The sequence below is a fragment of the Bradyrhizobium sp. ORS 86 genome (assembly GCF_045571475.1).
In the GTDB taxonomy this organism is placed as follows: Bacteria; Pseudomonadota; Alphaproteobacteria; order Rhizobiales; family Xanthobacteraceae; genus Bradyrhizobium.
This window is the reverse complement of the sequence record NZ_CP120699.1, coordinates 3,758,718-3,783,336: the sequence shown is the minus strand read 5'-3', so window position 1 is coordinate 3,783,336 and position 24,619 is coordinate 3,758,718. Positions and strand designations below refer to the sequence as shown.

Below are 24,619 nucleotides of genomic sequence, written 5' to 3'. Positions count from 1 at the left end.
CGGCCGTCACTTTATGATGGCTTTTCAATTCGGTGACGCCCAGAGCGGGACATCAGCTTCGACTTGAGCTCCCCACTTGGGCACGACCCGGTTCCCCTCCTACAAAACAAGTTGGACCCATGCTTCGAGGAATGCGGAAAGCCTCATCAAACTGGCTCGGCAAGACGATTATGGCCGTTGTGATGGGCGTTTTGATCGTCAGTTTCGGAATTTGGGGCATTGCCGACATCTTCAGGGGATTTGGACAATCGACGCTGGCTAAGGTCGGCGGGACCGAGATTTCGGCCGAGCAGTTCCGCCAGATCTACACCGACCGCCTGCAACAGCTCGGCCGCCAGTTCGGCCGTCCGTTGACGCCGGAGCAGGCGCGCGCCTTCGGGATCGACCGTCAGGTACTGCAACAGACGCTCGCGGAGGCCGCGTTGGATGAGCAAGCGCGCCGCATGGGTCTCAACCAGTCCGATGCCGAGGTGCTGCGCACGATCTACAACGATCCGACGTTCAAGGGCCTCAACGGTCAGTTCGATCCGCAGCGCTTCCAGGCGGAGATCCGCAACTACGGCTATACCGAGGGCCGCTACATCGCCGAGCAGCGCCACGTCGGCCTGCGTCGGCAGATCGCCGGCACCGTCTCGGCCGGAGTCGCGCCGCCGAAGTCGATGGTCGAGGCGCTGACCCGTTTCCAGAACGAGCAGCGCTCGATCGACTACATCACCCTCGGCGCCGCCCAGGCCGGGACCATCGATCCGCCCTCTCCCGAAGCGCTCGCCGCCTACTTCGAGGAGCACAAGACCCAGTTCCGCGCGCCCGAATACCGCAAGATTTCCTTCGTGGCGATCACGCCCGGCGCGATCGGCAAGTGGGAAACCGTTTCCGACGACGACGCCAAGAAAATCTTCGAGCAGCGCCGCGACCAGCTCAGCACGCCGGAGAAGCGCGAGGTGTCGCAGATCGTGTTTCCGAACGTCGAGGAAGCGCAGGCCGCGCGCGCCCGCATCACGTCGGGCACGTCGTTCGACGACGTCGCCAAGGAGCGCAAGCTCAACCTGTCCGACGTCAATCTCGGCCTGGTGCCGAAGTCGGCGATCCTCGATCCGGCGGTCGGCAACGCCGCCTTCTCGATGGCCTCGGGCGAGGTCAGCCAGCCCGTGCAGGGCCAATTCGGCGTGGCGCTGGTCAAGATCGGCAAGATCGAGCCCGGCGTGACGCCGAGCTATGAAAACGTCGCCGCACAGATCAAGAGCGAGATCGCCACCGAGCGCGCCCGCGCCAAGGTCGCCGAGCTGCGCGACAAGATGGAAGACGAGCGCGGCGGCGGCGCCAGCGTCGTCGAGGCCGCGCAGAAGCTCGGATTGACGCCGGTCACCGTTGACGCGGTCGACCGCTCAGGCCGCCTCCCGAACGGCCAGCCCGCGCCCAACATTCCAAACGGCCTCGACGTGGTCTCGCAAGCCTTCAACAGCGACGTCGGCGTCGACAATGACCCGATCCAGTTCGAAGGCGGCTATGTCTGGTACGACGTGCTCGGGATCACGCCGTCACGCGAGCGCAACCTCGACGAGGTGCGCCCGCAGGTCGAGGCGAAGTGGCGCGAGGACCAGATCTCGAGCCGGCTTCGCGCCAAGGCGACCGACATCGTCCAGAAGCTGGACAGCGGCAGCAAGCTCGCCGATGAAGCCGCCGCTGCCGGCGTCAAGGTCGAGACCGCCGCCGACTTCCGCCGCGATGCGACACCGCCCGGCGTGCCGGCCGCAGTGGTCACTGCGGCGTTCCGCACCGCCAAGGACGGCAGCGCGCAGACGCCTGTCGCCGGCGGCAGCCAGTGGACCGTCTTCCGCGTCACCAACGTTACCGACCCGCCGGTCGACTTCGCCTCCGATGCGGTCAAGCAGCTCTCGGAGGCCGTGCGGCGCTCGATGAGCGATGAGCAGGTCGCGCAATACGTCACGAAAATCGAGTCCGATATCGGCATGAGCATCAACGAGGCCGCCTTCGCACAGGTGACAGGCGCGAATAATTGAGCATGATCCGGAAACGGGACGCCGGTTCTCCGCGCAGCACACACGACACGCCTGCGCGGAGATCAAGCTCCAACGAGAGACCTGGGCCAGCGAATGGACGACCTGAAATCGATCATCGGAAAAGTCGCCACCGGCGCCACGCTGACGCGTGAGGAGGCGGCATCCGCCTTCGACAGCATGATGTCGGGCGAAGCCACGCCCTCGCAGATGGGCGGCCTGTTGATGGCGCTGCGGGTGCGCGGCGAGACCGTTGAGGAAATCACCGGCGCGGTGACGGCGATGCGCGGCAAGATGCTGCGGGTCAACGCCCCGTCCGAGGCCGTCGATATCGTCGGCACCGGCGGCGACGGCTCCGGCTCGGTCAACGTCTCGACCTGCGCGGCCTTCATCGTGGCCGGTGCCGGCATCCCGGTCGCCAAGCACGGCAACCGCGCGCTGTCGTCGCGTTCGGGTGCAGCCGACGTGCTGGCCTCGCTTGGGGTCAAGATCGATCTGACGCCCGATCAGGTCGGACGTTGCGTCAAAGAGGCGGGCATCGGATTCATGTTCGCGCCCTCGCATCATCCTGCGATGAAGAACGTCAACCCGACCCGCGTCGAGCTTGCCACTCGCACCATCTTCAATCTGCTAGGACCGCTGTCAAACCCGGCCGGCGTCAAGCGTCAGATGGTCGGCGTGTTTTCACGGCATTGGGTCCAGCCGTTGGCCCAGGTGCTGCAGAACCTCGGCGCAGAATCGATCTGGGTGGTGCATGGCTCCGATGGCCTTGATGAAATCACCCTGACGGGCCCGAGCTTCGTGGCAGCGCTGCAGAACGGTCAGGTCACCACCTTCGAGGTGACGCCGGAGGAAGTCGGCTTCGGGCGCGTCCCGGGCGAAGCACTCAAGGGCGGCGACGCCGACGCCAACGCGGTTGCGCTCGCAAGCGTGCTCGACGGCAAGCCGAGCGCCTATCGCGACGTCGCGCTGCTCAACGCCGCGGCCGCGCTGATCGTGGCCGGCCGTGCCAAGGACCTCAAGGACGGTGTCGCGATCGGCGCACAATCGCTCGACAGCGGCGCCGCCGCCGCGCGGCTCAAACATCTGGTTGCGGTTTCGAACGGTTGAGAGCAGGTGCGATGTCCGACATCTTGAGCAAGATCGAGGCGTACAAGCGCGAGGAGATCGCCGCCGCCAAGCGGGCGCGCCCGCTCGCCGAGGTCGAGGCGCAGGCGAAAGTGGCATCGCCGCCGCGTGGCTTCGTCCGGTCGATCCGCAACAAGCATGCCGCCGGCGACTATGCGCTGATTGCGGAGGTGAAGAAGGCCTCGCCCTCGAAGGGGTTGATCCGCGCCGACTTCGACCCGCCCGTGCTTGCCAAAGCCTACGAAGCCGGCGGCGCGGCGTGCCTGTCTGTTCTCACCGATACGCCGTCGTTCCAGGGCCATCTCGACTTCATGGTCGCGGCGCGCGCGGCGACCAGCCTGCCGGTGCTGCGCAAGGACTTCATGTTCGACACCTACCAGGTGGCGGAAGCCCGCGCCCACGGCGCCGACTGCATCCTCATTATCATGGCGGCGCTCGACGATGCCGCCGCCAGGGATATCGAGGATGCAGCGATCGCACATGGCATGGACGTGCTGATCGAGATCCACGACCGCGCCGAGCTCGACCGCGCGCTAAAACTCCGCTCGCCGATGATCGGCGTCAACAACCGCAACCTGCGCACCTTCGAGACAACGCTTGCCACCAGCGAGACGCTGGCCCCGCTGATTCCGCGCGAGCGGTTGATGGTCGGCGAGAGCGGCATCTTCACGCCCGACGACCTCGCGCGGCTCGAGCGTGTCGGCATGTCCACCTTCCTGGTCGGTGAAAGCCTGATGCGGCAGCAGGACGTCACCGCGGCGACGCGCGCGCTGCTGACGCGGCAGGCGCCGCGCGCAACCGGCACGCGCTGACGCGATGGCACGGAAGCCATCCAAGGCCAGATCGTCAGGGTCCGGCCCTGCCCTCACCCATATCGATGCAAAGGGCGATGCCCGGATGGTCGACGTCTCGGCCAAGCCCGCGACCGAGCGCACCGCGGTCGCCGAAGGCCGCGTCGTGATGAGCAAGGCCACCCTCGACCTGATCGCATCAGGCCAGGCCAAGAAGGGCGACGTGCTAGCCACCGCGCGGATCGCCGGCATCATGGCGGCGAAGCGGACCTCGGAGTTGATCCCGCTTTGCCATCCGCTGGCGCTGAGCAAGGTCACGATCGACATCGAGACCGACGACAAACTGCCGGGTTGCATCGTCCGTGCCAGCGTGAAGGTGACCGGGCCGACCGGCGTCGAGATGGAGGCGCTGACCGCCGTGTCGGTCGCGTGCCTGACGATCTACGACATGATCAAGGCCGTCGAGCGCGGCGTCCACATCGAGGGCATCCATCTCGTCGAGAAGATCGGCGGCAAGTCCGGACACTATCGCGCGGGCGACTGATCGCCCGCGCTGACGCGTCCAGTCAGTTCGGCGATACGGCGCGCCTGAAGCGCTAGTTCGGCACCGCCCGCTTCTGCGCCGTCTTGGTCTCGGCGTTCTTGGCGTCGGCGTTCACGGTCACGCGGAGCTGCTTTAAAGCCGCGTTCAGCGCCTTGTCGTTCTTCTCGTCCGGCGGCACGTAGGACTGCGAGCCGCTTTGCTCGGTGCCCTCGGCCGCGAGATGACCGCGCATCGAGGCCTCGCCCTTGATCTCAGAGCGGGTCTTGAACTCGTCGGGCACGTCCTGCAGCACCTCGATATCGGGCGTGATACCCTGGGCCTGGATCGAATGGCCTGACGGGGTGAAGTAGCGTGCCGTGGTCAGCGCCAGCGCGCCGTTGCCGGCGCCGAGCGGAATGATCGTCTGCACCGAGCCCTTGCCGAACGAACGGGTGCCGATCAGCGTCGCGCGCTTGTGGTCGTGCAGCGCACCGGCGACGATCTCGGAGGCCGACGCGGAACCGCCGTTGATCAGCACGACGAGCGGCTTGCCCTTGGTCAGGTCGCCGCCATGCGCAGTGAAGCGCTGGGTCTCCCCCGGATTGCGGCCGCGGGTCGAGACCACCTCGCCGCGCTGCATCAGCATGCTGCTGACGGAGACCGCCTGGTCGAGCAGGCCGCCCGGATTGTTGCGGAGGTCGACGACATAGCCATTGAGCTTGTCCTGCGGGATCTCCTTCTGGATGTCCGTGATCGCCTTGCGCAGACCGTCGGCAGTCTGCTCGTTGAACGAAGTGATGCGGATGTAGCCGATGTCGCCGCCTTCGGTGTGATACTTCACCGGGCGCACGCGGATGATCTCGCGGGTGATGGCGACCTCGATCGGCTTGTCGGCGTCCTTGCGGATGATCTTCAGCCGGATCGAGCTGTTCGGCGCACCCTTCATTTTGTTGACGGCCTGATCGAGCGTCATGCCCTGAATCGTCTCGTCGTCGATCGCGGTGATGACGTCGCCGGACATGATGCCGGCACGCGAGGCCGGCGTATCATCGATCGGCGCCACCACCTTGACGAAACCGTCCTCCATCGTGACCTCGATGCCGAGCCCGCCGAACTCGCCATGCGTGGTCTCCTGCATCTCCGCCCAGCCCTTCTCGTTCATGTAGCGGGAGTGCGGATCGAGCGAGGAGATCATGCCGTTGATCGCGCCCTCGACGAGCTTGCCGTCATCGGGCTTCTCGACATAGTCGGTCCTGATCCGCTCGAAGACCTCACCGAACAGATTGAGCTGCGAATAGGTGTTGTCCGAGCGTGCGGCGGCCTTGGCGATCCCGAGCAGATGCGCGCCACCCTGCGGCGAGGTCACGAGAAGGGTGAGACACGCCCCCGCAACCGTCCCGAGGAAAAAGCCAACGTTCCTGCGCATCATCCGCGATCCCTTTTCGCTATGGCCGGCAATGTTTCGCAACATTCGGCGGCCTCGCCCCGGCGGGGCACCACACAACGGCTTTTTGGTCGGATCAAGGCCGCAACCTGACCGGACCATTACGGTCTTCGAGCTCGATCAGAAAGGCACACCGCCGCTCTCCGAAAAGCTCAAGCTCAAACAAATAGATGGGATAATGATGCGGATGCGGTGATCGCCTCATGATCCAGAACGCCCTTAGCCCAGGACGCCCTCACCTCTGGCGGCTTCCTCTAGGGTACCTTGCCAGCCTCCTCCAACCCGTTCTGCCAGGTCGACGGTCTCGTCCCGAACCCGCGCTTGGCCCTCGTGCCGAGCCAATAGCCAAACTGCGGGGGCACGTTGCGGAACGGACCCTCTACGCCGAGCTTTAGCGCAGCATCCATCGGCCAGTTCGGGTTATTCAGGATTTCCCGGCCGACAGCGATCAAATCTGCTTGTTCATCGTGCAGGATCTGCTCGGCCTGGTCCCCGTGGATGATCAGGCCGACCGCCATGGTCATGATATCGGCGTGGCGCCTGACATATTCCGACAGCGGCACTTGGTAGCTGTATTTGATCTCCTTGCCCAGGATCGGCGCCATTTCGGTGATCCCGCCCGAGGAGCAGTCGATCACGTCGACGCCCTTCGCTTTGAGGATTTTCGCCAGCCGCGCGCTCTGTTCGGGTCCCCAGCCCGCATTGTCCTCGACCGACAGCCGCACGAACAACGGCTTGTGATCGGGCCAATGGGCTCGCACCGCTTCCGTCACCTCGATCAGGAAGCGCATCCGGTTCGATTCCGAGCCGCCATACGGGTCACTGCGCTGGTTGGCGCGCTCGGAGAGAAACTCGTGCACGAGATAGCCGTGGGCGCCGTGCAGCTCCAGCACGTCGAAGCCGGCCGCGTTGGCGCGCCGCGCCGCCTGCCCCCAGGCCTGCACGAGGTCTTTCACCTCGCGCGTTTCGAGCGCCCGCGGCACCGGCCAGCGCTCGCTATGTGCGATCGCACTCGGCGCCACCGGGGTCCAGGCGTCCCAATCCTCGATGTCGGGCGTGCGCTCGAGCGGACGATCGCCCTCCCACGGGCGCGTGGCGCGAGCCTTGCGGCCGGAATGTCCAAGCTGGATGCCGGCCACCGCGTTCTGCTGCTTGATGAAGCTGACGAGACGGTTGAGCGGGGCAATGAACTTGTCGTCCCAGATCCCGAGATCGCCGACCGTGCCGCAGCCGCGCCGCTCGACCTTGGTCGATTCGACGATCACGAGGCCGGCACCGCCGGCAGCAAACTTGCCGGCATTCATCAGGTGCCAGTCAGTCGGGAAACCGTTGACGGCCGAATATTGGTGCATCGGCGGCACCACGATGCGGTTCTTGAGCGTTACGCCGCGGATCCTGATCGGCGAAAACAGCAACTGTCCTGACATGGCTTCTCCACATGGCATCGTTACCCGGCCTTGCCGGGCCGATCTTCTGTCGCGGCGCACGATATACGCGCCGCGCGAGAGCCGATAGATGCGCGTCACAAGGCGCGGTACTTCGCCAGGAACATCGCGACCGCGGATCTGACGTGGGCCCGCATCTCGCGTTCCGCCGGTCGCTTCCAGTTGGGCTGGACAAGCAGGTGCAGATGATATTGCGCCACCACAGCGCCGAGAAACAGCCGCGCCGCGCCTTGCGGGTCCTCGCAGCGCAGCTCGCCGCGCTCGGTCGCGGCGGCCAGATAGCCCGCGAGCCGCCGCACGGTGCGGCCGGGCCCTCTGTTGTAGAAGAGATCACCAAGTTCCGGCGCGCGCGGCGCCTCCGCCACCAGGATCCTGAACAGGGACGACGATGGTGCCCGCAGCACCAAATGCAACAGCCCGATCCCGAGGTCGAACAGCACAGCCTCGGGAGTGCCGCCGCGCGCCAGCGTGGACTCAGGACCGGAAAGCTCGCGTGCCTTGCGATCGACGATCCCGGCAAACAGCAGTTCTTTGCTCGAGAAGTGCCGGTACAGCGTCTCCTTCGAAGCGCCGGCGGCCTCCGCGATCATCTGCATCGTGGTATCGGCGAATCCGCCCTCAAGGAACATCCGCTCGGCGACGTCGATTAACTCCATCTTGCGACGTTCTCCGCGCGGAACCCTTCGAGAGGGAACTGGTGTAGCCATGTCACAGGCTCCGCCTTGCTTTCCTGCCTGGTGTTGTGCACATGCGAACTAATCGGTACGGTTAATATATCCATTGGGCCGGAGCCGGAACAACAATAGCTCCGCCTTGTCGGGAGTCGCGTGCGATGTCCGTCGACCAGTTGCAGGATGATGCCCCACCGAAGGAGCAGCCGGCAAAGAAGGCGCAGCAATCCGAGCCTGTCCCTGCCAATGCTGCACAAAAGGACGACTCCGGAAAGACCGACCAAGACGACGAAGCGAGGGCGAAGCGGCGCCCGACCGTATTCATCGTCGGTGGCATCGTTCTGGCACTGCTCGTCATCGGTGCCATCTACTACTGGTTATCCACCCGCAACATCGAGAGCACCGACGACGCCTACACCGATGGGCGCGCGATCACCATCGCGCCGCAAGTGTCTGGCGTCGTGGTGTCGCTCGACGTGACCGACAACCAGTTCGTCAAGCAGGGGCAGCCGCTGATCCACATCGATCCGCGGCAGTACCGGATCGACCGCGAACAGGCCGAAGGCGCGCTGGCAACCGCACAGGCGCAATATCGCGGCCAGCAGTACGGGCTGGAGATCGCCAAGAAGAATTTCCCCGCTTTGCTCGAGCAGGCCAATGCGCAACTCGAGAACGCCAAGGCTGCGCGCGCGAAGGCACGCGCCGATTTCGAGCGACAGCGGGCGCTGCCGAAGGCTGCGACGTCGCAGCAGGAAGTCGACGCCGCGGCCGCGGCGCTGAAGCAGGCCGAAGCCCAGGTCGCGCTATCGGAAGCCCAGGTCACGCAGAACTCGCCCGTGCCGCAACGGATCGGCGAGACGGATGCCCAGGTCGGCCAGCTCAAGGGCCAGGTTGAACAGGCGCAGTCGCGGCTCGATCAGGCCGATCTGAATCTCTCCTGGACAACGGTGGTCGCACCGCAAGACGGCTGGATCACCAAGCGCAACGTCGAAAAGGGCAATTACGTCGCGCCCGGACAGCAGCTCTTTTCCATCGTCGCGCCCGAGGTCTGGATCACCGCGAACTTCAAGGAAAGCCAGCTCGCCGACATGCGGCCCGGCCAGCACGTCACCATCAAGGTCGACGCTTATCCGAGCCTCAAGCTCGAAGGCCATGTCGACAGCATCCAGCTCGGCTCCGGATCCAAGTTCACCGCGTTCCCGCCCGAGAACGCCACCGGCAACTTCATCAAGATCGTGCAGCGCGTGCCCGTCAAGATCGTAATCGACAAGGGCCTTGACCCGAACATTCCCCTGCCGCTCGGAATTTCGGTGATACCGACGGTTACGGTGCGATGAGCGAGAGCGTCGACCATCATGAGGACTGGAGGCCGTCCTATAATCCCTGGCTGATCGCCGTGGTGGTGACGCTTGCCGCCTTCATGGAGATTCTCGACACCACGATCGTCAACGTCGCGCTGCCGCACATTGCGGGCAGCCTGTCCTCCAGCAACGACGAGGCCACTTGGGCCCTCACCTCCTATCTCGTCGCCAACGGCATCGTGTTGACGATCTCCGGATGGCTCGGTGATCTGTTCGGCCGCAAGCGCTACTTCATCATCTGCATCGCGATGTTCACGGTCTGCTCGTTCCTGTGCGGGATCGCGCAGAGCCTGGCCCAGCTCATCGTATTCCGCCTGTTGCAGGGTTTCTTCGGCGGCGGCCTGCAGCCGAACCAACAGTCCATCATCCTCGACACCTTCCCGCCCGCCAAGCGCGGCGCCGCCTTCGGCGTGGCGGCGATCGCGACCGTCGTCGCTCCGATCCTCGGCCCGACATTGGGCGGGTACATCACCGATCAGGCGACGTGGCGCTGGATCTTCTTCATCAATATCCCGGTGGGGATGATCGCCACCTTCTTCGTCTCGGTCATGGTCGAGGATCCCCCGTGGGAGAAGAACCGCAGGAGCCGCGGCATCGACTACATCGGGCTCGGCCTGATCGCGATCGGCCTCGGCTCGCTGCAGATCATGATGGATCGCGGCGAGGACGCCGACTGGTTCAACTCCGGCTTCATCCGCCTGATGGCGCTGCTCGCCTTCCTCGGAATATCGGGTGCGATCGGCTGGCTCCTGATCGCAAAGAAGCCGATCGTCGACCTGTCCGTGTTCAAGGACAAGAATTTCGCCGGCGGCTGCGTCATGATCGGCGCCACCGGCGCCATCTTATACGCCAGCGCCGTCATCATCCCGCAATTCGCGCAGATCGTGCTGATGTACACCCCGACCTGGGCCGGCCTCATCCTGTCTCCGGGCGGCGTCGCGGTGATTCTGCTGATCCCGATCATCGGACGGCTGATGACGGTGATGCAAACGCGATATGTCATCGCGCTTGGCTTCACCGTCATGGGCTGCGCCCTGTTGTATGCGACCACGCTGGTTCCAAACATCGATTTCAAGACCCTTGTCATGATGCGCACGTTCCAGTCGTCCGCGCTGGCCTTCCTGTTCGTTCCGATCAGCACCGTGGCCTACATGACGCTGCCGCGGGAGCTCAACGGCGACGGCTCGGCGCTGTTCGCCATGTTCCGCAACGTGTTCGGCTCGATCGGTATTTCGCTCGCCACCTCGCAGGTCACGCAGCGCTCGCAAGTCCGTCAAAGCTATTTGTCGGAATGGGCGACACCGTTTCATCAACCCTATCAGGCGCTGGTGGCGCAGTATGAGCAGTCGCTCAGGGCGATGGGCCGCGCCGGAGCCACGGCGCATGACACGGCCGTCGGGCATGTCTATCAGGTGATGAGAACCCAGGTCGCCGTCCTCGCCTATGCGGACGTGTTCTTCTACTGTGCGATCGTCGCTTTCGCCGTCGTTCCCTTCTGCTTCCTGCTCTCGGCGAAGATCGGCGGTATGAGACCGGAGGGTGGCCACTGATGTCGCGACCGATCCACACATTCGCGCTGTGTCTTGCGACGGCTGCGATCCTTGCCGGCTGCACCGTCGGGCCCGACTTCGTCCAGCCGGATTCCCACCTGCCCGACCACAAGACGTTTGCGGGCCGGGCGTTTTCCGACACCCATCTGCCGAAGCCGACCGATCCGACCTGGTGGAAGGTGTTCGGCGATCCCGTGCTGATCAACCTGGAGAGCCGGGTCGCCGAGGCCAATCTCGACGTGCGCACCGCCACCATCAGGATTGCCGAGAGCCGCTATCAGCGCAGCGCGACCGCCTCCGCCCAATTCCCGAGCATCAACGGCGACGCAAAATACCAGCGCGAGCTTTATAGCAAGAACGGCATCGTCAGCCTGCTCACGCCGTTGCTGCCGCCGGGGTCCGGCGGCATCAACATCCAGCCGATCAACGAATACAATGTCGGCCTCGACATGTCGTGGGAGCTCGATCTGTGGGGCCACGTGCGGCGGCAGATCGAAGCCGCCGACGCGCAAGTCGACCAGGCGGAAGACCGCCGGCGCGATGCGCTGGTGTCGGTGCTCGCCGAGCTCGCCAGCGACTATATCCAGCTTCGCGGCGTGCAGGAGCAGATCCGGATCGCCGAGAACAATCTCAAGGTCGACCGCGAAGTGCTACAGCTCGCCCAGCAGCTTCAGCAGAAGGGCGTGCGCTCCGGCCTCGATACCGAAAACGCCGCCGCCCAGGTCGAAGGCATCCGCGCGCAACTGCCGAACCTGCACCAGCAGCAGATCCAGTACATGAACGCCATCGCGCTGCTGCTCGACCTGCCGCCGTCGACGCTGAATTCCGAACTGGCGCCGCGGCGCGCGATCCCGCGCTCGCCGCCCCGCATTCCCTTAGGCATTCCGTCCGAGCTGGCCCGCCGCCGCCCCGACATCCGCATCGCGGAGGATCAACTTCACGTCGCGACAGCCAATATCGGCGTCGCCGTCGCCAACTTCTATCCCAAGTTTCAGCTCAACGGCACGGTCGGTCTGGATTCGCTCGAGTTCAGCAATCTGTTCAAGGCATCGTCCCTGCAATACATGGCGGGACCCAGCGTGACGCTGCCGATCTTCGACGGCGCGCGGCTTGCGAGCATGCTCGAGCTCAGCGACGCCCAGCAGGCGGAAGCTGCGATCACCTACCACAAGACCGTACTGCAGGCCTGGCACGAGGTCGTCAATGCGATGGCTGCGCACCGGCTCGAGCAGACCCGCAGGACACGATTGCGCGCCCAGCTCGATCACACCCGCGCGGCGCTCGATCTCGCACGCTCGCGCTACAATGATGGCGTCACCGACTTCCTGAGCGTGCTCGATGCCGAGCGCAGCCTGCTGCAGAACGAGCAGCAATACGCCACCAGCACCACCAATGTGTCGCTCAACCTCGTCACGCTGTTCAAGGCACTCGGCGGCGGCTGGGAGCAGACCTTCCCCGATGCGCCTGGACCCGCCATCGCGCAGGCGGGCAACTAAGGCGTGATCGGATTGGCTCGAGCTCTAGCGGCAACGGAGGTTCACCTCTGCCTTAGGAAAGGTAAACACTGGCGTTCACGCTCGTTGGCACTATTTGGCGTCGGCGTAGACGTCCGGATCGAAGCTCGAGCTGGGATTGGCGAACGCTTTGCGGAGCGCCGGCGACATCGGAACGTTATAGTTGATCCCGTTCGGAGGGGTCGGCGATTCCAGCCACCGCTTGTACAGGACCTCGATCTCCGGGCTCCGGTAGAGCTCGGCGGTGGCGCGGTCGGCCAGGGCCTTGAACGGCGCGTCCTCCCTGCGCAGCATGATCCCGTAGGGCTCGGGCTTCGAGAACGTCTCGGTGCTGATCATGTAGGCGGCCGGCTCCTTCGACCGCGCGATCGCCACTGCGAGCTGCACGTCGTCGAGCACATAGGCCTGCACGCGATCGGTCTCCAGCAGCAGGAACGCCTCGGCCTGGTCCTTCGCGGGCAGAATGTTGACGCCCAGCTTGCGCTCGGCATTGACCTTGATGAGCTGCGCTAGGTTGACCGAGCCGGCCACCGCCGTGACGGCCTTTCCCTTCAGGTCGTCGATCGAGTTGATGTTGTGCGACTTCTTGGCGGCAAATCGCGTCGCGCTCAGGAAATGCGTGTTGGTGAAGGTGACCTGCTTCTGGCGATCGGCGCTGTTGGTGGTCGCCGAGCAATGCAGGTCGATCGTGCCGTTGACCATCAGGGGAATGCGATTGGACGACGTCACCGGCAGATAGTCGACCGCGATGTCTGATATGCCGAGGTCCTTCTTCACGGCGTCGACGATCTTGAGACAGATATCGAGCGCGAAGCCGATCGGCCGCTGATTGTCGTCGAGATAGCTGAAGGGAACGGAGGCCTCTTGATAGCCAAGTGTGATCTTCTTTGTTTCCTTGACCTTCTGAAGGGTTCCAGACAGCTCTTCCGCCGTCACGGGGCTCGCGGCAAGTGAGACAACGAAGAGGACGGCGGGCAAGCGCATCGACTGCTCCTGTGCGATCATGGTTGCGGGCATTTCGAGCCCGAGCCATGTGAATGCCTTGAGCCGAGTGCAAGCATCGCGTGATAGCCGATGTCGCGTGCAAGAGGTAGATGAAGATCCATCTACCAGCTATCGCGCTTTGCGATGCTGGGGCGTTGCGTCCAAAGCGCATACCGCTGCTGAACGCGATCGCGGCAACAGCATGAGGGCGACCAGCGCGGCCAGGCTGAGCCCTGCCGACACCGCGACCACCATCCGCCCCATCGGCTCGATCAGCAGCCCGAAAGCCAACGGAGCAAGCGCCTGGCAGATCCGGGACGGCGCGCCGATCAGCCCAAGCCGGTAGGCATAGTTCTCGGGTCCAAAGATCGCGAGCGGCAACGTTCCCCGTGCGATGGTCAGGATGCCGTTGCCCGCACCGTGCAGCAGGGCGAAGGCCGCGGCGGCGCCACCACCGAAGACGCCGATCACGCACGCCCCGATCGGATGCGTGATACAGGCGAGCCGCGTCGAGACAAGCGGATGGACGCGACGCAGCAGGCTTGCTTCCAGCATGCGGGCACCAACTTGCGCCGGCCCGATCATCATCCCGGCAAACACCGCCTGTGCAGGTGTTGCGCCGAACGCCTCCACGATCCGCGGCAGATGCGCGGCCATCGCCGACGTCACAGTCCAGGCGGCTGCGAACGCGAACGATAACATCACCATGGTCCGATCGATCGGGATGTGGGGTTTCGCAACCGCAGCTTCGGTGGCTGCGACGGCTTCGGTCCGCGGCAGCAGAAGATTGAGCGGCAGGCCGACCACAACGTGGGCGACCGCCCAGGCGTAACAGGTCTCCCGCCATCCGATCGTCTCCAGGCCGAGCGTACTCAGCGGCCAGCCGACCGTGCTGGCGAAGCCTGCGATCAGCGTGATGCCCGTGATCGCGCTGCGCGCATCGCTGCCGTAGATCCGCCCCAGCGCGCCGAACGCGGCGTCATAGAGCCCCAGCCCCATGCCGATGCCCAGCAGCAGCCACGCGGCGGACATCATCCACACCGAACCGGACGCGCCCAGCAGCGCGAGGCCCGCTGCAAGAACGACGTTCGAGGCGCAGAGCACCCGCCGTCCCCCGACCCGGTCGATCTGGCGACCGACCCGCGGCCCGAGAAGCCCTGAGATCACCAGCGATGCCGAGAAAGCGGCGAAGAACCAGGTGCTGGATATTCCAAGTTCGCGCGAAATCGGATCGGCCAGGATGGCCGGCAGATAGTAGCTCGATCCCCATGCCAGCGTCTGGGCGGTGCCCAGCGCAGCCACGATCGTCAGACGTTTCCGATCCACGCCGGCGCCCTCACCAGCAGATGCAGCCGGATTGCCCGATAGCCTTCGATCGCGATCGTCTCGCAGCGCCCATTTTTTCATTCCGGAATGATCGAAGAATCCTGCAAAGCCATCAAGCAACCTTCCGCGCCTCATGGCGCGGCCATTCTTGTTCGGTCGCGAGCGCTGTCAATCGATACTTCTGGCGTTTTTCGAAATGTGGGAGCGGATCGAAATTTCGCGTTGACCCGACGGCGCCGGTAGTGCTTTCGGTCGTCCGTATCGTCAAGGCGACGAGAGCTTGGTATGAAACTGGAGCCGGCGCGGCGACGCGGGCCATGGAGGCGCGGCAATGACCGTCACGATTTATCACAATCCGGCTTGCGGCACCTCGCGCAACACGCTCGCGATGATCCGCCAGAGCGGCACCGAGCCCATCATCATTGAATACCTCAAGGCACCGCCGTCACGCGAGACGCTTCGCGAGCTGATTGACGCGATGGGGGTTCCGGTCCGCGCGTTGCTGCGCGAGAAAGGCACGCCATACAAAGAGCTCGGCCTGGACGATCCGAAATGGACCGACGACCAATTGCTCGATTTCATGTTGGCGTACCCCATTCTCATTAATCGACCGATCGTCGTGACGCCGAAGGGCGTACGGTTGTGTCGCCCGTCGGAGGCCGTCGTCGACCTGCTCGAGCATCCGGTCGGACGGTTCGTCAAGGAGGATGGCGAAGTGGTTGAGGCTCGGTGAGCTTCCGACGTGATCCGGTTGACAATGTGCCGATGCGACAAACCGCCCCGACGGGCAACTCACTTTCGCTTTCACGCATCGCGGAAGATGTCCAGCCCTGGCGCGCAAAATATTTCGGTTTTACGGAACAACAACTCAGTGTATGAATAACGCGTCTCACCCGCCTGAGGGGCGCTTCGCGATCGTCACGAGTGCTGGGTCGAGATGCGGTGGACGCCGCTTGCGCAACTGACGAGTGCGCATACGGCGGACGGCGAAGTCGTGCAGGCCTGACGCCCTGGTGGCAGGTGTCCCGTTGCAAGACGCAATTGCGTCTTGCAACAGCGGTGACAACCAAGCCCAGTCTCGCCGGGGCGAGCACGTATAAGCCGTAACCCATCGCGCAGGGAAAGCCGGGCTTGCTCCGGTTACACCTGTGGTCCTACCCCCGAGCTTTCTACCCTTGCTCGGGGCCCATGGGTGCGATCGGCACCCGGCTTTCCCTGCGCCCTCTTGCTCGAAGAGGGCGGAACGAGATGCAAAGCTCGGACAGATCATGTCGCGAGAACGCAAGCCATATCTCAATGCCTGTCATCGCCCGCGAAGGCGGGCGATCCAGTATTCCGGAGGCAGCAGTGATTGATCCGCGAGGCCGCAGCGTACTGGATCCCCCGCATGCACGGGGGATGACGGCGGAGAGATGGGGTGCTTTCGCCTTGGCCGAGGCTCGGTTGACCAGTCGTCGCTCCAGCGCAACGCTGCTTTGCAATTTTCTCGCGAGCTCCTCGCAATGACGGGGTTGAGACATCGAGCGAGGCCTATCCCCAGCGTCGTCCCGGCCTAGTGCGCAATTGCGCACGGGGGGCCGGGACCCATTACCCCAACTGTTCATCGTTGTGCGACGCTGGGGCCACCATCCCGTTCATCAGCAAAATGCGGTGGTCATGGATCCCGGCCTTCGCCGGGACGACACTTTTGTTGGGGCACCTCAGGATGCAAGCCATCATTCGCGCAATCCATCGCTCGCGAGGATGTGCCCGTCGCGACGAGCGCTCCCGCGGAGATCGAAACCGTTGCCGCCTGCCCGCAATTTTCGTACATCGGTCGTGCAATGACCACGCAACTCTCTCCCAATTCCGTCGACGTGCTGCTGTTCGATATCGGCCGCGTCGTGCTGGATATCAACTTCGACAGGGTGATGGCGCGCTGGGCGGAGCACGCCGGCTGCGCGCCTGCCGATCTCGCAAGGCGCTTCGTCGTCGATGACAGCTTCAAGCATCACGAGACCGGCAAGGTCGATGACGCCGCGTTTTTTGCGAACCTGCGCCGGTCGCTCGGTATCGACCTCACCGATGCGCAGTTCCTCGAGGGCTGGAACGCGATCTTCACCGGCGAAATGCCGGGGATCGCGCCGCTGCTGGCGACGGCCGCGCGGCGGCTGCCGCTCTATGCCTTCTCCAACACCAACCCGGCCCATGTCGCGCATTTCTCGGTCGCCTATGCCGATGTGCTCAGCCATTTCCGCGACGTATTCCTGTCGTCGGCGATCGGCCTTCGAAAACCGGACGCCGAGGCCTACGATCATGTGGTAAAAGCGATCGGCGTGCCGGCGTCGCGGATCCTGTTCTTCGACGACACGGCCGCCAATATCGAAGGCGCGCGGGCGCGCGGCCTTCGTGCCGTCCACGTGACATCGACGGATGACGTGGCAAGGGCACTCGCCGCACTTGGAATATGAAGCCCTTGGGATTTGAGGAGCCCTGTCCGTGGCCCTGATGCCGGTTGCCGATGCCCTGTCAGCCATTCTCTCCGGCGCCGAGCCGCTGCCGGAAGAGACGGTCGCGCTCGATGCCGCCTATCACCGCACGCTGGCACGCGATGTCGCGGCGCGTCGCACGCAGCCGCCGCAGCCGATGTCGGCAATGGACGGCTATGCGGTGCGCGCGGCCGATGCGTCCGACCTGTCGGCGAGGCTGAAGGTGATCGGCGAAGTCGCAGCCGGGCGTCCGTTCGAGCGCACGGTTGGCGTGGGTGAAGCGGTACGAATCTTCACCGGCGGCGTGATCCCCGACGGCGCCGACGCCGTCATCATCCAGGAAGATACCAGGACCGACGGCGGTCACATCACGATCACCGAGGCCGCCGCGAAGGGACGGCACATCCGCCTCGCGGGCGTCGACTTCCGCGAGGGCGATGTACTGCTTGCGGCCGGCAGTCGCCTCTCCGACCGCGCGCTGTCGCTCGCCGCGGCCATGAACTATCCGGAACTCGCCGTGCGCCGCCGCCCGAAGGTCGCGGTGCTGGCAACCGGCGACGAGCTGGTGATGCCGGGCTGCCGCCCCGGCCCCGGCCAGATCGTCTATTCCAACGGCTACGCGCTGCGGGCGCTTGCCCGCGCCGAGGGCGCGGAGACCGTCGATCTCGGGATCGCCGCCGACACCGTCGCTGCCACCACCGCCGGCATCCGCCGGGCACGGGAGGCGGACGCCGACATCTTGATCACCACAGGCGGCGCCTCGGTCGGCGACCACGATCTCGTCAAGCAGTCACTGGACGCCGAGGGAGTCCAGATGGCGTTCTGGCGGATCGCGATGCGGCCGGGTAAGCCGATGATGCACGGCCGGTTGGGAACGATGCGGGTGATCGGCCTGCCCGGAAACCCGGTGTCGTCGTATGTCTGCGCCTTCCTGTTCCTGGTGCCGTTGATTCGGGCCCTGAGCGGCCGAAAAGTGATTCATCATGTCCGCAAGAGCGCCCTGCTCGGCCGTGACCTCGCCGCCAACGATCAGCGCGAGGACTATCTCCGTGCGCGCCTCGAAGAGCGCGACGACGGCACGCTGATCGCAACACCCGTCAGCCAGCAGGACAGCTCGCTGCTGGGAAATCTCGCTGCGGCACGGGCACTTGTGATCCGTCCGCCGTTCGCGCCCGCGGCTGTCAAAGGCGAGGCGTGTGAGATTCTGACACTCCCTGAATGAGGCGTTGCGGCCGCGCCGATCGTGCGCAGTCGGCCGCATTCACCGGAAATTAAGTGGTTGCGGAACACATATCGAACATATAGTGTCCGTTCATGATTTGTTTCGAGTACTGGTGTCCACGAATGGGAGCGCGCTGAGGAGTGCCGCAAGTTTCGCGCTCCCGATCAGGCTCCCTGAAGGTCTCGGAATCGAACGACGCTATCAACCGGGGGAATACTCGAGATGCTCACGCGCAAACAGTACGAACTTCTGCGTTTCATCAATGAACGTCTGAAAGAGGCCGGCGTCCCGCCCTCCTTCGACGAGATGAAGGATGCGCTCGACCTGCGCTCGAAGTCCGGTATCCACCGCCTCATTACAGCGCTGGAAGAGCGCGGCTTCATCCGCCGCCTGCCGAACCGCGCCCGCGCCATCGAGGTGATCAAGCTTCCGGAGCTGTCGGCCGGCGGCGGCAACGGCCGCCGCGGCTTCACCCCGAGCGTCATCGAGGGCACGCTCGGCAAGCGCAGTAGCACGCCGCCGGTCGCCGAGGATGATGGCAACCGTCCGGTCGCCGTCCCCGTCATGGGCCGGATCGCGGCCGGCACGCCGATCGAGGCGCTGCAGACGCGCAGCCACACCATCAGCGTGCCGCCGGACATGCTCGGCGCCGGCGAACATTATGCGCTGGAGGTGCGTGGCGATTCCATGGTCGACGCCGGCATCCTCGACGGCGATATGGCGCTGATCCAGCGCAACGACACCGCCAATACCGGCGATATTGTGGTGGCGCTGATCGACGACGAGGAAGCGACGCTAAAGCGCTTCCGTCGCCGCGGCGCATCGATCGCGCTGGAGCCGGCCAACACCGCCTATGAAGTGCGCATCCTGCCGCCAAACCGCGTGCGAATCCAGGGCAAGCTGATCGGGCTCTATCGCAAATACTGACCGCACCCCAGGTCCAGGGGCGACCGCGTGCAGCGCGTCGTGTCTATGTGCAGTCGCACATCCGTTGCGAGGGAACGAGCAGCGCGCAACGCCGTTGCTTCATGGACTGCGCGGCGTGAGTGCCCTCCGGCGCGTCCTGATACCATCCGGACGGTGTAGCGTGTTTGTGATCGGAGGCTCGCGCTGCCAGTCGTACAATCGCCCAGAAACGGGAAGAACCTCGTTTGCTGTTGTCCACTCTGGTAGAGGCCCACGCCTCAGGAGAGGCATGGGTCGCTATCTCGAAATGAGGAGCCATCCGATGTGTGACTATAGTCTGCACGCCGTGGCATCGCGCCCCGCCATTGTCGGAGAGACGCTGATCACCACGACATTCCGCGGCACGTCAACCCGCGGCTTTGCTTCGGAGAGCGATCCGACTGTCGCGGTCTGCATGCTGCCCGGCACCGAGCTCGCGTTCGTCGAGAACGTCCGCTACGACAGCCGCTGGATCTGGACCAAGACGATCGGCTTCCGTGTCGGCGTGTTCAACGAAGTCGAGCCCGACGTGCCCGATCGCCATCATGATGCGGTCGAATTCCCCGACGGCAGCCACGTGCTGGTGACCCAGCTCGTCGAAGGACAACGCGTCACCGTGCTGCAGCTACCTGCTCTCCACCCGCCCGTCGTCGAGAAGCCGAAGGCGGTCGAGCGGCGGCCCTCTGCGTTCGCGTCGCTGTTTTTGGGTTGAGCGCATCATGGCCGCTGGATGAATTGTCCGGCGGCGGGTGACTTAAGCGATTTCGAGCGGCCCCGGACTTAGGGTTCCGGGGCGCATCGGGAGTTTGCGTTAGACGGCGCCTTGGCGCATCATCGGTCACGGACAAGGACGTGCTCGGTGGTCGACAAGGTCACATGGCAAAGGGCTGGACGCGTCACGGAGCCGGGCCGGTACATGTTCCGGTTCGGCTGGCTGACGGTGACGGCCGACGACCTGAAGATCTGGCAGCAATTTCCCGAAGCGACGTTCACCCTGGTCAGGAAGGCTGACGCCAACCCTGACTCGGACGAGTACCATCTTGGCGCCTTTGACCTGCCGAACACCGCTCCTCTGCCCGATCAGCCCTAATCGTCGCCTTGCAGGTCAGCCTCTGCCGGGGTCGCGTCCACCGCCGGACGCGGCGCACGGCCGGGTATGCGCAGCGTGGCCTCGCTCTCGGTATCGCCGGGAACCGCCGGCGACCACGGCCGGTCGATCCCGCCGGGCCTGACCACATCGACGGCAAAGCCGCCGCCGATGCGGCGCAGCATCAGGGCGCCGTGGCGCCGCAGCCGCTCGGCATCGATCACGGAGGCCGCGCAGCCCTGCGGCACCGGACGTACCGTCACGATCAGCGCCGCCCGCTCGCAATCGTCGACCAGCGCCTCAGGCCGCGTCGCCAACGAAACCAGCATGCCTCCAGTCCCCTGGGCCACACAGCCGCTCTCGTCACAGGAGACCCCGTCTTCGAGCGAGGGATCGGCGGCTGTCCGCGCATCGGCATCCGCCGCCAGCCATTCCTTCACCAAAAAGGCATCCTTGCCGCTCCGCATCAGATGCAGCCGCCCGTCGCCGCCGCGAACCGCGACATTGCGGCCATCGGCGGAGACCAGGACGTCCGGCTGCGGCACCCGCAGCGCCCAGATCAGCGCCACCGCAAGCAGGGCCGCGCCCGACCAGCGCAGCGGCGTGCGCAAGAGGCCGAGCAAGACGAGGCCGGCGCTCGCCACGATTAGCGGCCCGGTGCCGAACGCGGCCATCCGCCCGACCGCGCCCGGCAGGGCGGCGACCCATTGCGTCACCAAGATCATCCAATCGATGCCGACGCCCATGATCGCCCAGAACACGCCGTCGAACCCGAACGGCATGGCTGCGAGCCCGAGCAGACCTGCCGGCATCACCACCGCCGACACCACCGGCATCGCCGCGAGGTTGGCGAGCAGTCCGTAGGGCGTGACGCGGTGGAAATGAAACGCGGCGTAGGGCGTGGTCGCGAGCCCGGCGACCAGCGAAGCCAGCACCAGCATGGCGATCTCGCGCCCGCCCCACAGCGCCACCCGCGCCGTCACCGAATGATCGGGCGAGGCGAGCAGGCTCGGCATCCCGATCTGCACCAGCGCCACCAGCCCGAGGGTCGCCGCAAACGACATCTGGAAGCTCGGATGCACCAGCGCTTCCGGCGCGATCACGAGCACGATCAGCGCAGCCACCGCCAGCGTGCGAAAGGTGATCGCACGGCGGTCGACGATCACCGCGATCAGCACCACCGCCGTCATGAAAAATGATCGCTGGGTCGCAACCTCCGCCCCCGACAGCATGAGATAGAAGGCGGCAGCGACGAGCGCTGCGGCGGCCGCCCATTTCTTGATCGGATGCCCGGCCGTCAACGCCGGGAACAGCGCGAGCAGCGCACGCACGGCAAAGAACACCACGCCCGCGACAACGGCCATGTGGTAGCCAGAGATCGACAGCACGTGGCCAAGTCCCGAGATGAACATCGCGTCGTTGACCGGCGTCGTAATCGCATCGCGCCGGCCGGTGAGCAGCGCGGTCGCGATCGCGCGCTGGTCGCCGTCGAGTGTAGTGCGGATCCGCGCATCGATCGCGTCGCGCAGGCCCTGCATGAGGGCGGCGTAGCGCAATGCCAGACCGCCGCTCGCCGGCGGCTCCGTCGTCTTGACCGAGCCCATCACGAAGCCGGAGGCGCCGATGCCCTGGAAATAGAGATCGCGGCCGAAATCATAGGAGCCCGGGCGCTGCGGGCCGAGCGGCGGCAACAGCCGTGCCTTCAATTGGACGAAGCTGCCGACTTCCGGGGCGGTGCCCTTCTTCACCGAAAGCCGTACGCGCTCGAGCTTGGTCGTATCGCGCGGGCTCTCCATCGAGACGACACGTAACACGAAGCGATCGGTCTTCTCGCGGATATCGCGCGTCTCGACGAAGCCGGTCAGCGCCACCGAGAACATCGGCCGCGCCAGCTCGGCATGTGCGACGCGCGCCGTTCTCCAGGTCGCGGTAGCGAAGCCCGCGGCGACGGCCGCGACCATCACGATCACGGGAAACAGCCGCTGCCGCCGCAGCAGGAACGCGAGAAAGCACAATGCGACCGAGACGGCGCCGGTGACCCACAGCACCGGCTCATGCTCGGCCGCGAAATAGAACGCGATGCCGGTACCGAATGCCACCGGCACCCAGGGCAACAGCCGCCCGGCGCCGGCCTCGGCGTGGGCCCATTGCCGCAATGTCTCGACGATGGGCGGCCAGATGCTGAGGCGCGCCGGGACGTAGCCACCGGCCGGAATGGCCGCGCGCGGCGGCCACGTCCCCGCGTAGCCGCGTTTGCCGCCCGGCGTCGTGCCCTGCTCCGCCATCCCTGCCGGGTCGCAAAGCTAGCGGATGCCGCAGTCAGCCGACTAGCGGAACGAAGCGGAAACGCGTGCGGATCGGTGCACTAAAGCGCCATGAGATTGGATCGAATCGTCATCGCCCGCCGACTTCCTTGGCGAAGGTGTCGCGCAGGCCGATCGTCCGATTGAACACGAGCTTGTCGGGGGTGGAGTCCGGATCGCGCACGAAATAGCCCTGCCGCTCGAACTGCATCGCCTCGGGCGAATTGCTTTCGGCGATCGCTGGCTCGACGCGCGCGTCCGTCAGCACCTCGAGCGAGTGCGGGTTGAGGTCGGCAGCAAAATCGGCCGCGTTCGGGCTCGGATTGGCGAAGAGCTGGTTGTAGATGCGGATCTCCGCGGGCTTCGACTGTGCCGCCGGCAGCCAGTGCATCGTCGCCTTCACCTTGCGGCCGTCGGGCGCGTTGCCGCCCTTGGTCGCGGGATCGTAGGTGCAGCGCAGCTCGACGATCTCGCCGGCGTCGTTCTTCACCACGCTCGTGCACCTGATGAAGTACGCATAGCGCAACCGCACCTCGTTGCCCGGCGACAGGCGGAAGAACTTCTTCGGCGGGTTCTCCATGAAGTCGTCGCGCTCAATATAGAGCTCGCGGCCGAACGCGATCTTACGGGTGCCGGCCTCCGGATTGTCCGGGTGGTTGACGGCCTCGATCTCCTCGACCTGCCCTTCCGGATAGTTCTCGATCACGACCTTCAGCGGCCGCAGCACCGCCATGCGGCGCAGCGCGGTGCGGTTGAGCTCCTCGCGGATACAGAATTCGAGCATGCCGACATCGACCACGCTGTTGGCCTTGGCGACGCCGATCCGCTTGACGAATTCGCGCACCGCCGCCGGCGGCACACCGCGCCGCTTCAGGCCGGCGATGGTCGGCATGCGCGGGTCGTCCCACCCTGAGACATGGCCGTCGCGCACGAGCTGGGTCAGCACGCGCTTGGACAGCAGCGTGTAGGTCAGGTTCAGCCGCGCGAACTCATACTGGTGCGGCTTCGACGGCACCGGCAGCTTGTCGAGCAGCCAGTCGTAGAGCGGCCGGTGATCCTCGAACTCAAGGGTGCAGATCGAATGAGTGATGCCCTCGATCGCGTCCGACTGACCATGGGCGTAGTCATAGCTCGGATAGATCGACCATTTGTCGCCAGTGCGCGGATGGTGGGCGTGCAGGATGCGATACAGCACGGGGTCGCGCAGGTTGATATTGCCCGCGGCCATGTCGATCTTGGCGCGCAGCACCCGGGCGCCGTTCGGAAACTCGCCGGCCTTCATGCGGCGGAACAGATCGAGATTCTCCTCGACGGAGCGGTCGCGGAACGGCGAGTTTTTGCCGGGTTCGGTCAGCGAGCCGCGCGAGGCACGGATCTCGTCCTGCGACTGGTCGTCGACATAGGCATAGCCGGCCTTGATCAGCCCCTCGGCCCACTCGTACAGCCGCTCGAAATAATCGGAGGCGAAGAACAGATTGGTTCCCCAATCGTAGCCGAGCCAATGGACGTCGGCCTGGATGGAGTCGATGTATTCCTGCTCCTCCTTGGTCGGATTGGTGTCGTCGAAGCGCAAATTGCACTGGCCGGCGAACTCCTGGGCGATGCCGAAGTTGAGCGCAATCGACTTGGCGTGGCCGATGTGCAGATAGCCGTTCGGCTCCGGCGGGAAGCGCGTCACGATCCGGCTGTGCTTATGGGAGGAGAGATCGGCCTGGACGATGTCGCGGATGAAGTCGCGTCCTGCCTCTGCCGTCGCCGTATCAGTCGTCATCTATGGGTTCCCTGGAGGAGTCTGGCCGACCTTCTGCCAAATTCGTGCCGCTGGGCCAAGTCTCGTTT

Annotated in this window: 20 protein-coding genes; 13 read left to right on the top strand and 7 right to left on the bottom strand. The window is 65.1% G+C overall.

Annotation, left to right across the window (positions count from 1 at the left end; genetic code table 11):
- Positions 1–119: 119 nt before the first annotated feature.
- The 4 genes from P6U25_RS17410 to moaC all read left to right on the top strand — a co-directional run bounded on the left by P6U25_RS17410 (position 120) and on the right by moaC (position 4,481).
- The gene (locus tag P6U25_RS17410) at positions 120–2,021 is read left to right on the top strand and encodes a SurA N-terminal domain-containing protein (RefSeq protein ID WP_407152342.1); all 1,902 of its coding nucleotides are present in this window, start codon (positions 120–122) and stop codon (positions 2,019–2,021) included.
- 93 nt (positions 2,022–2,114) lie between these two features.
- Positions 2,115–3,128: an anthranilate phosphoribosyltransferase gene (trpD, locus tag P6U25_RS17405; protein ID WP_407152341.1), complete on the top strand. Its 1,014-nt coding sequence runs from the start codon at positions 2,115–2,117 to the stop codon at positions 3,126–3,128.
- Between the two features lie 11 nt (positions 3,129–3,139).
- Positions 3,140–3,958 (top strand): indole-3-glycerol phosphate synthase TrpC, encoded by an 819-nt coding sequence (trpC, locus tag P6U25_RS17400; protein ID WP_407152340.1) that lies wholly within the window; start codon positions 3,140–3,142, stop codon positions 3,956–3,958.
- 4 nt (positions 3,959–3,962) lie between these two features.
- Positions 3,963–4,481: a cyclic pyranopterin monophosphate synthase MoaC gene (moaC, locus tag P6U25_RS17395; protein WP_407152339.1), complete on the top strand. Its 519-nt coding sequence runs from the start codon at positions 3,963–3,965 to the stop codon at positions 4,479–4,481.
- Positions 4,482–4,533: 52 nt separating this feature from the next.
- Here the strand turns inward: moaC and P6U25_RS17390 are convergent, their stop codons facing one another.
- From P6U25_RS17390 to P6U25_RS17380, 3 genes are all read right to left on the bottom strand, one after another.
- Positions 4,534–5,886, bottom strand: a complete 1,353-nt coding sequence (locus tag P6U25_RS17390) for a S41 family peptidase (RefSeq protein WP_407152338.1) — start codon at positions 5,884–5,886, stop codon at positions 4,534–4,536.
- A 272-nt stretch (positions 5,887–6,158) separates the two neighbouring features.
- Positions 6,159–7,331 (bottom strand): NADH:flavin oxidoreductase/NADH oxidase, encoded by a 1,173-nt coding sequence (locus tag P6U25_RS17385; protein ID WP_407152337.1) that lies wholly within the window; start codon positions 7,329–7,331, stop codon positions 6,159–6,161.
- A 95-nt stretch (positions 7,332–7,426) separates the two neighbouring features.
- Positions 7,427–8,005 carry a TetR/AcrR family transcriptional regulator gene (locus P6U25_RS17380; RefSeq protein ID WP_407152336.1) on the bottom strand — a complete coding sequence of 193 codons (579 nt, stop codon included), beginning with the start codon at positions 8,003–8,005 and terminating at the stop codon, positions 7,427–7,429.
- A 176-nt stretch (positions 8,006–8,181) separates the two neighbouring features.
- Between P6U25_RS17380 and P6U25_RS17375 the strand changes: the two genes are divergently transcribed.
- Genes P6U25_RS17375 through P6U25_RS17365 form a run of 3 tightly spaced genes read left to right on the top strand, consistent with a single transcriptional unit; the run spans position 8,182 to position 12,427 of the window.
- The gene (locus P6U25_RS17375) at positions 8,182–9,357 is read left to right on the top strand and encodes an HlyD family secretion protein (protein ID WP_407152335.1); all 1,176 of its coding nucleotides are present in this window, start codon (positions 8,182–8,184) and stop codon (positions 9,355–9,357) included.
- Positions 9,354–10,931, top strand: coding sequence for a DHA2 family efflux MFS transporter permease subunit (locus P6U25_RS17370; protein WP_407152334.1), 1,578 nt, complete (start codon positions 9,354–9,356; stop codon positions 10,929–10,931). Before P6U25_RS17375 ends, P6U25_RS17370 begins: the two co-directional genes overlap by 4 nt.
- On the top strand, positions 10,931–12,427 hold the full coding sequence (locus P6U25_RS17365; RefSeq protein WP_407152333.1) for an efflux transporter outer membrane subunit: 1,497 nt from the start codon (positions 10,931–10,933) through the stop codon (positions 12,425–12,427). The genes P6U25_RS17370 and P6U25_RS17365 overlap by 1 nt, the downstream gene beginning before the upstream one ends.
- 90 nt (positions 12,428–12,517) lie before the next feature.
- On the opposite strand, the gene P6U25_RS17360 is transcribed toward P6U25_RS17365, so the two are convergent.
- Both P6U25_RS17360 and P6U25_RS17355 read right to left on the bottom strand, forming a co-directional pair.
- The gene (locus tag P6U25_RS17360) at positions 12,518–13,429 is read right to left on the bottom strand and encodes an amino acid ABC transporter substrate-binding protein (RefSeq protein ID WP_407152332.1); all 912 of its coding nucleotides are present in this window, start codon (positions 13,427–13,429) and stop codon (positions 12,518–12,520) included.
- Positions 13,430–13,558: 129 nt separating this feature from the next.
- A complete protein-coding gene (locus P6U25_RS17355; RefSeq protein WP_407152331.1) occupies positions 13,559–14,755 on the bottom strand; it encodes an MFS transporter in 1,197 nt (398 codons plus the stop codon).
- Between the two features lie 331 nt (positions 14,756–15,086).
- Here P6U25_RS17355 and arsC point away from each other — a divergent pair, with 331 nt between their 5' ends.
- The 6 genes from arsC (at position 15,087) to P6U25_RS17325 (ending at position 20,480) form a co-directional block, all read left to right on the top strand.
- Positions 15,087–15,488: an arsenate reductase (glutaredoxin) gene (gene arsC, locus P6U25_RS17350; protein ID WP_407152330.1), complete on the top strand. Its 402-nt coding sequence runs from the start codon at positions 15,087–15,089 to the stop codon at positions 15,486–15,488.
- A 1,090-nt stretch (positions 15,489–16,578) separates the two neighbouring features.
- Complete coding sequence (locus tag P6U25_RS17345; protein ID WP_407152329.1) at positions 16,579–17,205, top strand: HAD family hydrolase; 627 nt, start codon at positions 16,579–16,581, stop codon at positions 17,203–17,205.
- A gap of 28 nt (positions 17,206–17,233) precedes the next feature.
- Complete coding sequence (glp, locus tag P6U25_RS17340; RefSeq protein WP_407152328.1) at positions 17,234–18,445, top strand: gephyrin-like molybdotransferase Glp; 1,212 nt, start codon at positions 17,234–17,236, stop codon at positions 18,443–18,445.
- 222 nt (positions 18,446–18,667) lie between these two features.
- Positions 18,668–19,372 carry a transcriptional repressor LexA gene (gene lexA / locus P6U25_RS17335; RefSeq protein ID WP_407152327.1) on the top strand — a complete coding sequence of 235 codons (705 nt, stop codon included), beginning with the start codon at positions 18,668–18,670 and terminating at the stop codon, positions 19,370–19,372.
- Between the two features lie 301 nt (positions 19,373–19,673).
- Positions 19,674–20,102, top strand: a complete 429-nt coding sequence (locus P6U25_RS17330; protein WP_407152326.1) for a hypothetical protein — start codon at positions 19,674–19,676, stop codon at positions 20,100–20,102.
- Between the two features lie 147 nt (positions 20,103–20,249).
- On the top strand, positions 20,250–20,480 hold the full coding sequence (locus P6U25_RS17325) for a hypothetical protein (RefSeq protein ID WP_407152325.1): 231 nt from the start codon (positions 20,250–20,252) through the stop codon (positions 20,478–20,480).
- Here P6U25_RS17325 and P6U25_RS17320 read toward each other — a convergent pair.
- Together P6U25_RS17320 and P6U25_RS17315 are read right to left on the bottom strand one after the other, a co-directional pair.
- Positions 20,477–22,762 (bottom strand): ComEC/Rec2 family competence protein, encoded by a 2,286-nt coding sequence (locus P6U25_RS17320; RefSeq protein WP_407152324.1) that lies wholly within the window; start codon positions 22,760–22,762, stop codon positions 20,477–20,479. The two genes, P6U25_RS17325 and P6U25_RS17320, sit on opposite strands and share 4 nt — an antisense overlap.
- Before the next feature lie 109 nt (positions 22,763–22,871).
- Entirely contained in the window at positions 22,872–24,551 is a 1,680-nt protein-coding gene (locus P6U25_RS17315; protein WP_407152323.1) for a glutamine--tRNA ligase/YqeY domain fusion protein, read from the bottom strand.
- Positions 24,552–24,619: the final 68 nt, after the last annotated feature.

Excerpts from the sequence above, each read along its gene's own strand:
- P6U25_RS17370 (WP_407152334.1), top strand. The coding sequence starts at position 9,354 with ATGAGCGAGAGCGTCGACCATCATGAGGACTGGAGGCCGTCCTATAAT.
- P6U25_RS17390 (WP_407152338.1), bottom strand. The coding sequence starts at position 5,886 with ATGCGCAGGAACGTTGGCTTTTTCCTCGGGACGGTTGCGGGGGCGTGT.
- P6U25_RS17375 (WP_407152335.1), top strand. The coding sequence starts at position 8,182 with ATGTCCGTCGACCAGTTGCAGGATGATGCCCCACCGAAGGAGCAGCCG.
- trpD (WP_407152341.1), top strand. The coding sequence starts at position 2,115 with ATGGACGACCTGAAATCGATCATCGGAAAAGTCGCCACCGGCGCCACG.
- moaC (WP_407152339.1), top strand. The coding sequence starts at position 3,963 with ATGGCACGGAAGCCATCCAAGGCCAGATCGTCAGGGTCCGGCCCTGCC.
- trpC (WP_407152340.1), top strand. The coding sequence starts at position 3,140 with ATGTCCGACATCTTGAGCAAGATCGAGGCGTACAAGCGCGAGGAGATC.
- P6U25_RS17365 (WP_407152333.1), top strand. The coding sequence starts at position 10,931 with ATGTCGCGACCGATCCACACATTCGCGCTGTGTCTTGCGACGGCTGCG.
- P6U25_RS17385 (WP_407152337.1), bottom strand. The coding sequence starts at position 7,331 with ATGTCAGGACAGTTGCTGTTTTCGCCGATCAGGATCCGCGGCGTAACG.
- P6U25_RS17330 (WP_407152326.1), top strand. The coding sequence starts at position 19,674 with ATGTGTGACTATAGTCTGCACGCCGTGGCATCGCGCCCCGCCATTGTC.
- arsC (WP_407152330.1), top strand. The coding sequence starts at position 15,087 with ATGACCGTCACGATTTATCACAATCCGGCTTGCGGCACCTCGCGCAAC.
- P6U25_RS17315 (WP_407152323.1), bottom strand. The coding sequence starts at position 24,551 with ATGACGACTGATACGGCGACGGCAGAGGCAGGACGCGACTTCATCCGC.
- lexA (WP_407152327.1), top strand. The coding sequence starts at position 18,668 with ATGCTCACGCGCAAACAGTACGAACTTCTGCGTTTCATCAATGAACGT.
- P6U25_RS17410 (WP_407152342.1), top strand. The coding sequence starts at position 120 with ATGCTTCGAGGAATGCGGAAAGCCTCATCAAACTGGCTCGGCAAGACG.
- P6U25_RS17320 (WP_407152324.1), bottom strand. The coding sequence starts at position 22,762 with ATGGCGGAGCAGGGCACGACGCCGGGCGGCAAACGCGGCTACGCGGGG.
- P6U25_RS17380 (WP_407152336.1), bottom strand. The coding sequence starts at position 8,005 with ATGGAGTTAATCGACGTCGCCGAGCGGATGTTCCTTGAGGGCGGATTC.
- P6U25_RS17345 (WP_407152329.1), top strand. The coding sequence starts at position 16,579 with ATGACCACGCAACTCTCTCCCAATTCCGTCGACGTGCTGCTGTTCGAT.
- P6U25_RS17360 (WP_407152332.1), bottom strand. The coding sequence starts at position 13,429 with ATGCGCTTGCCCGCCGTCCTCTTCGTTGTCTCACTTGCCGCGAGCCCC.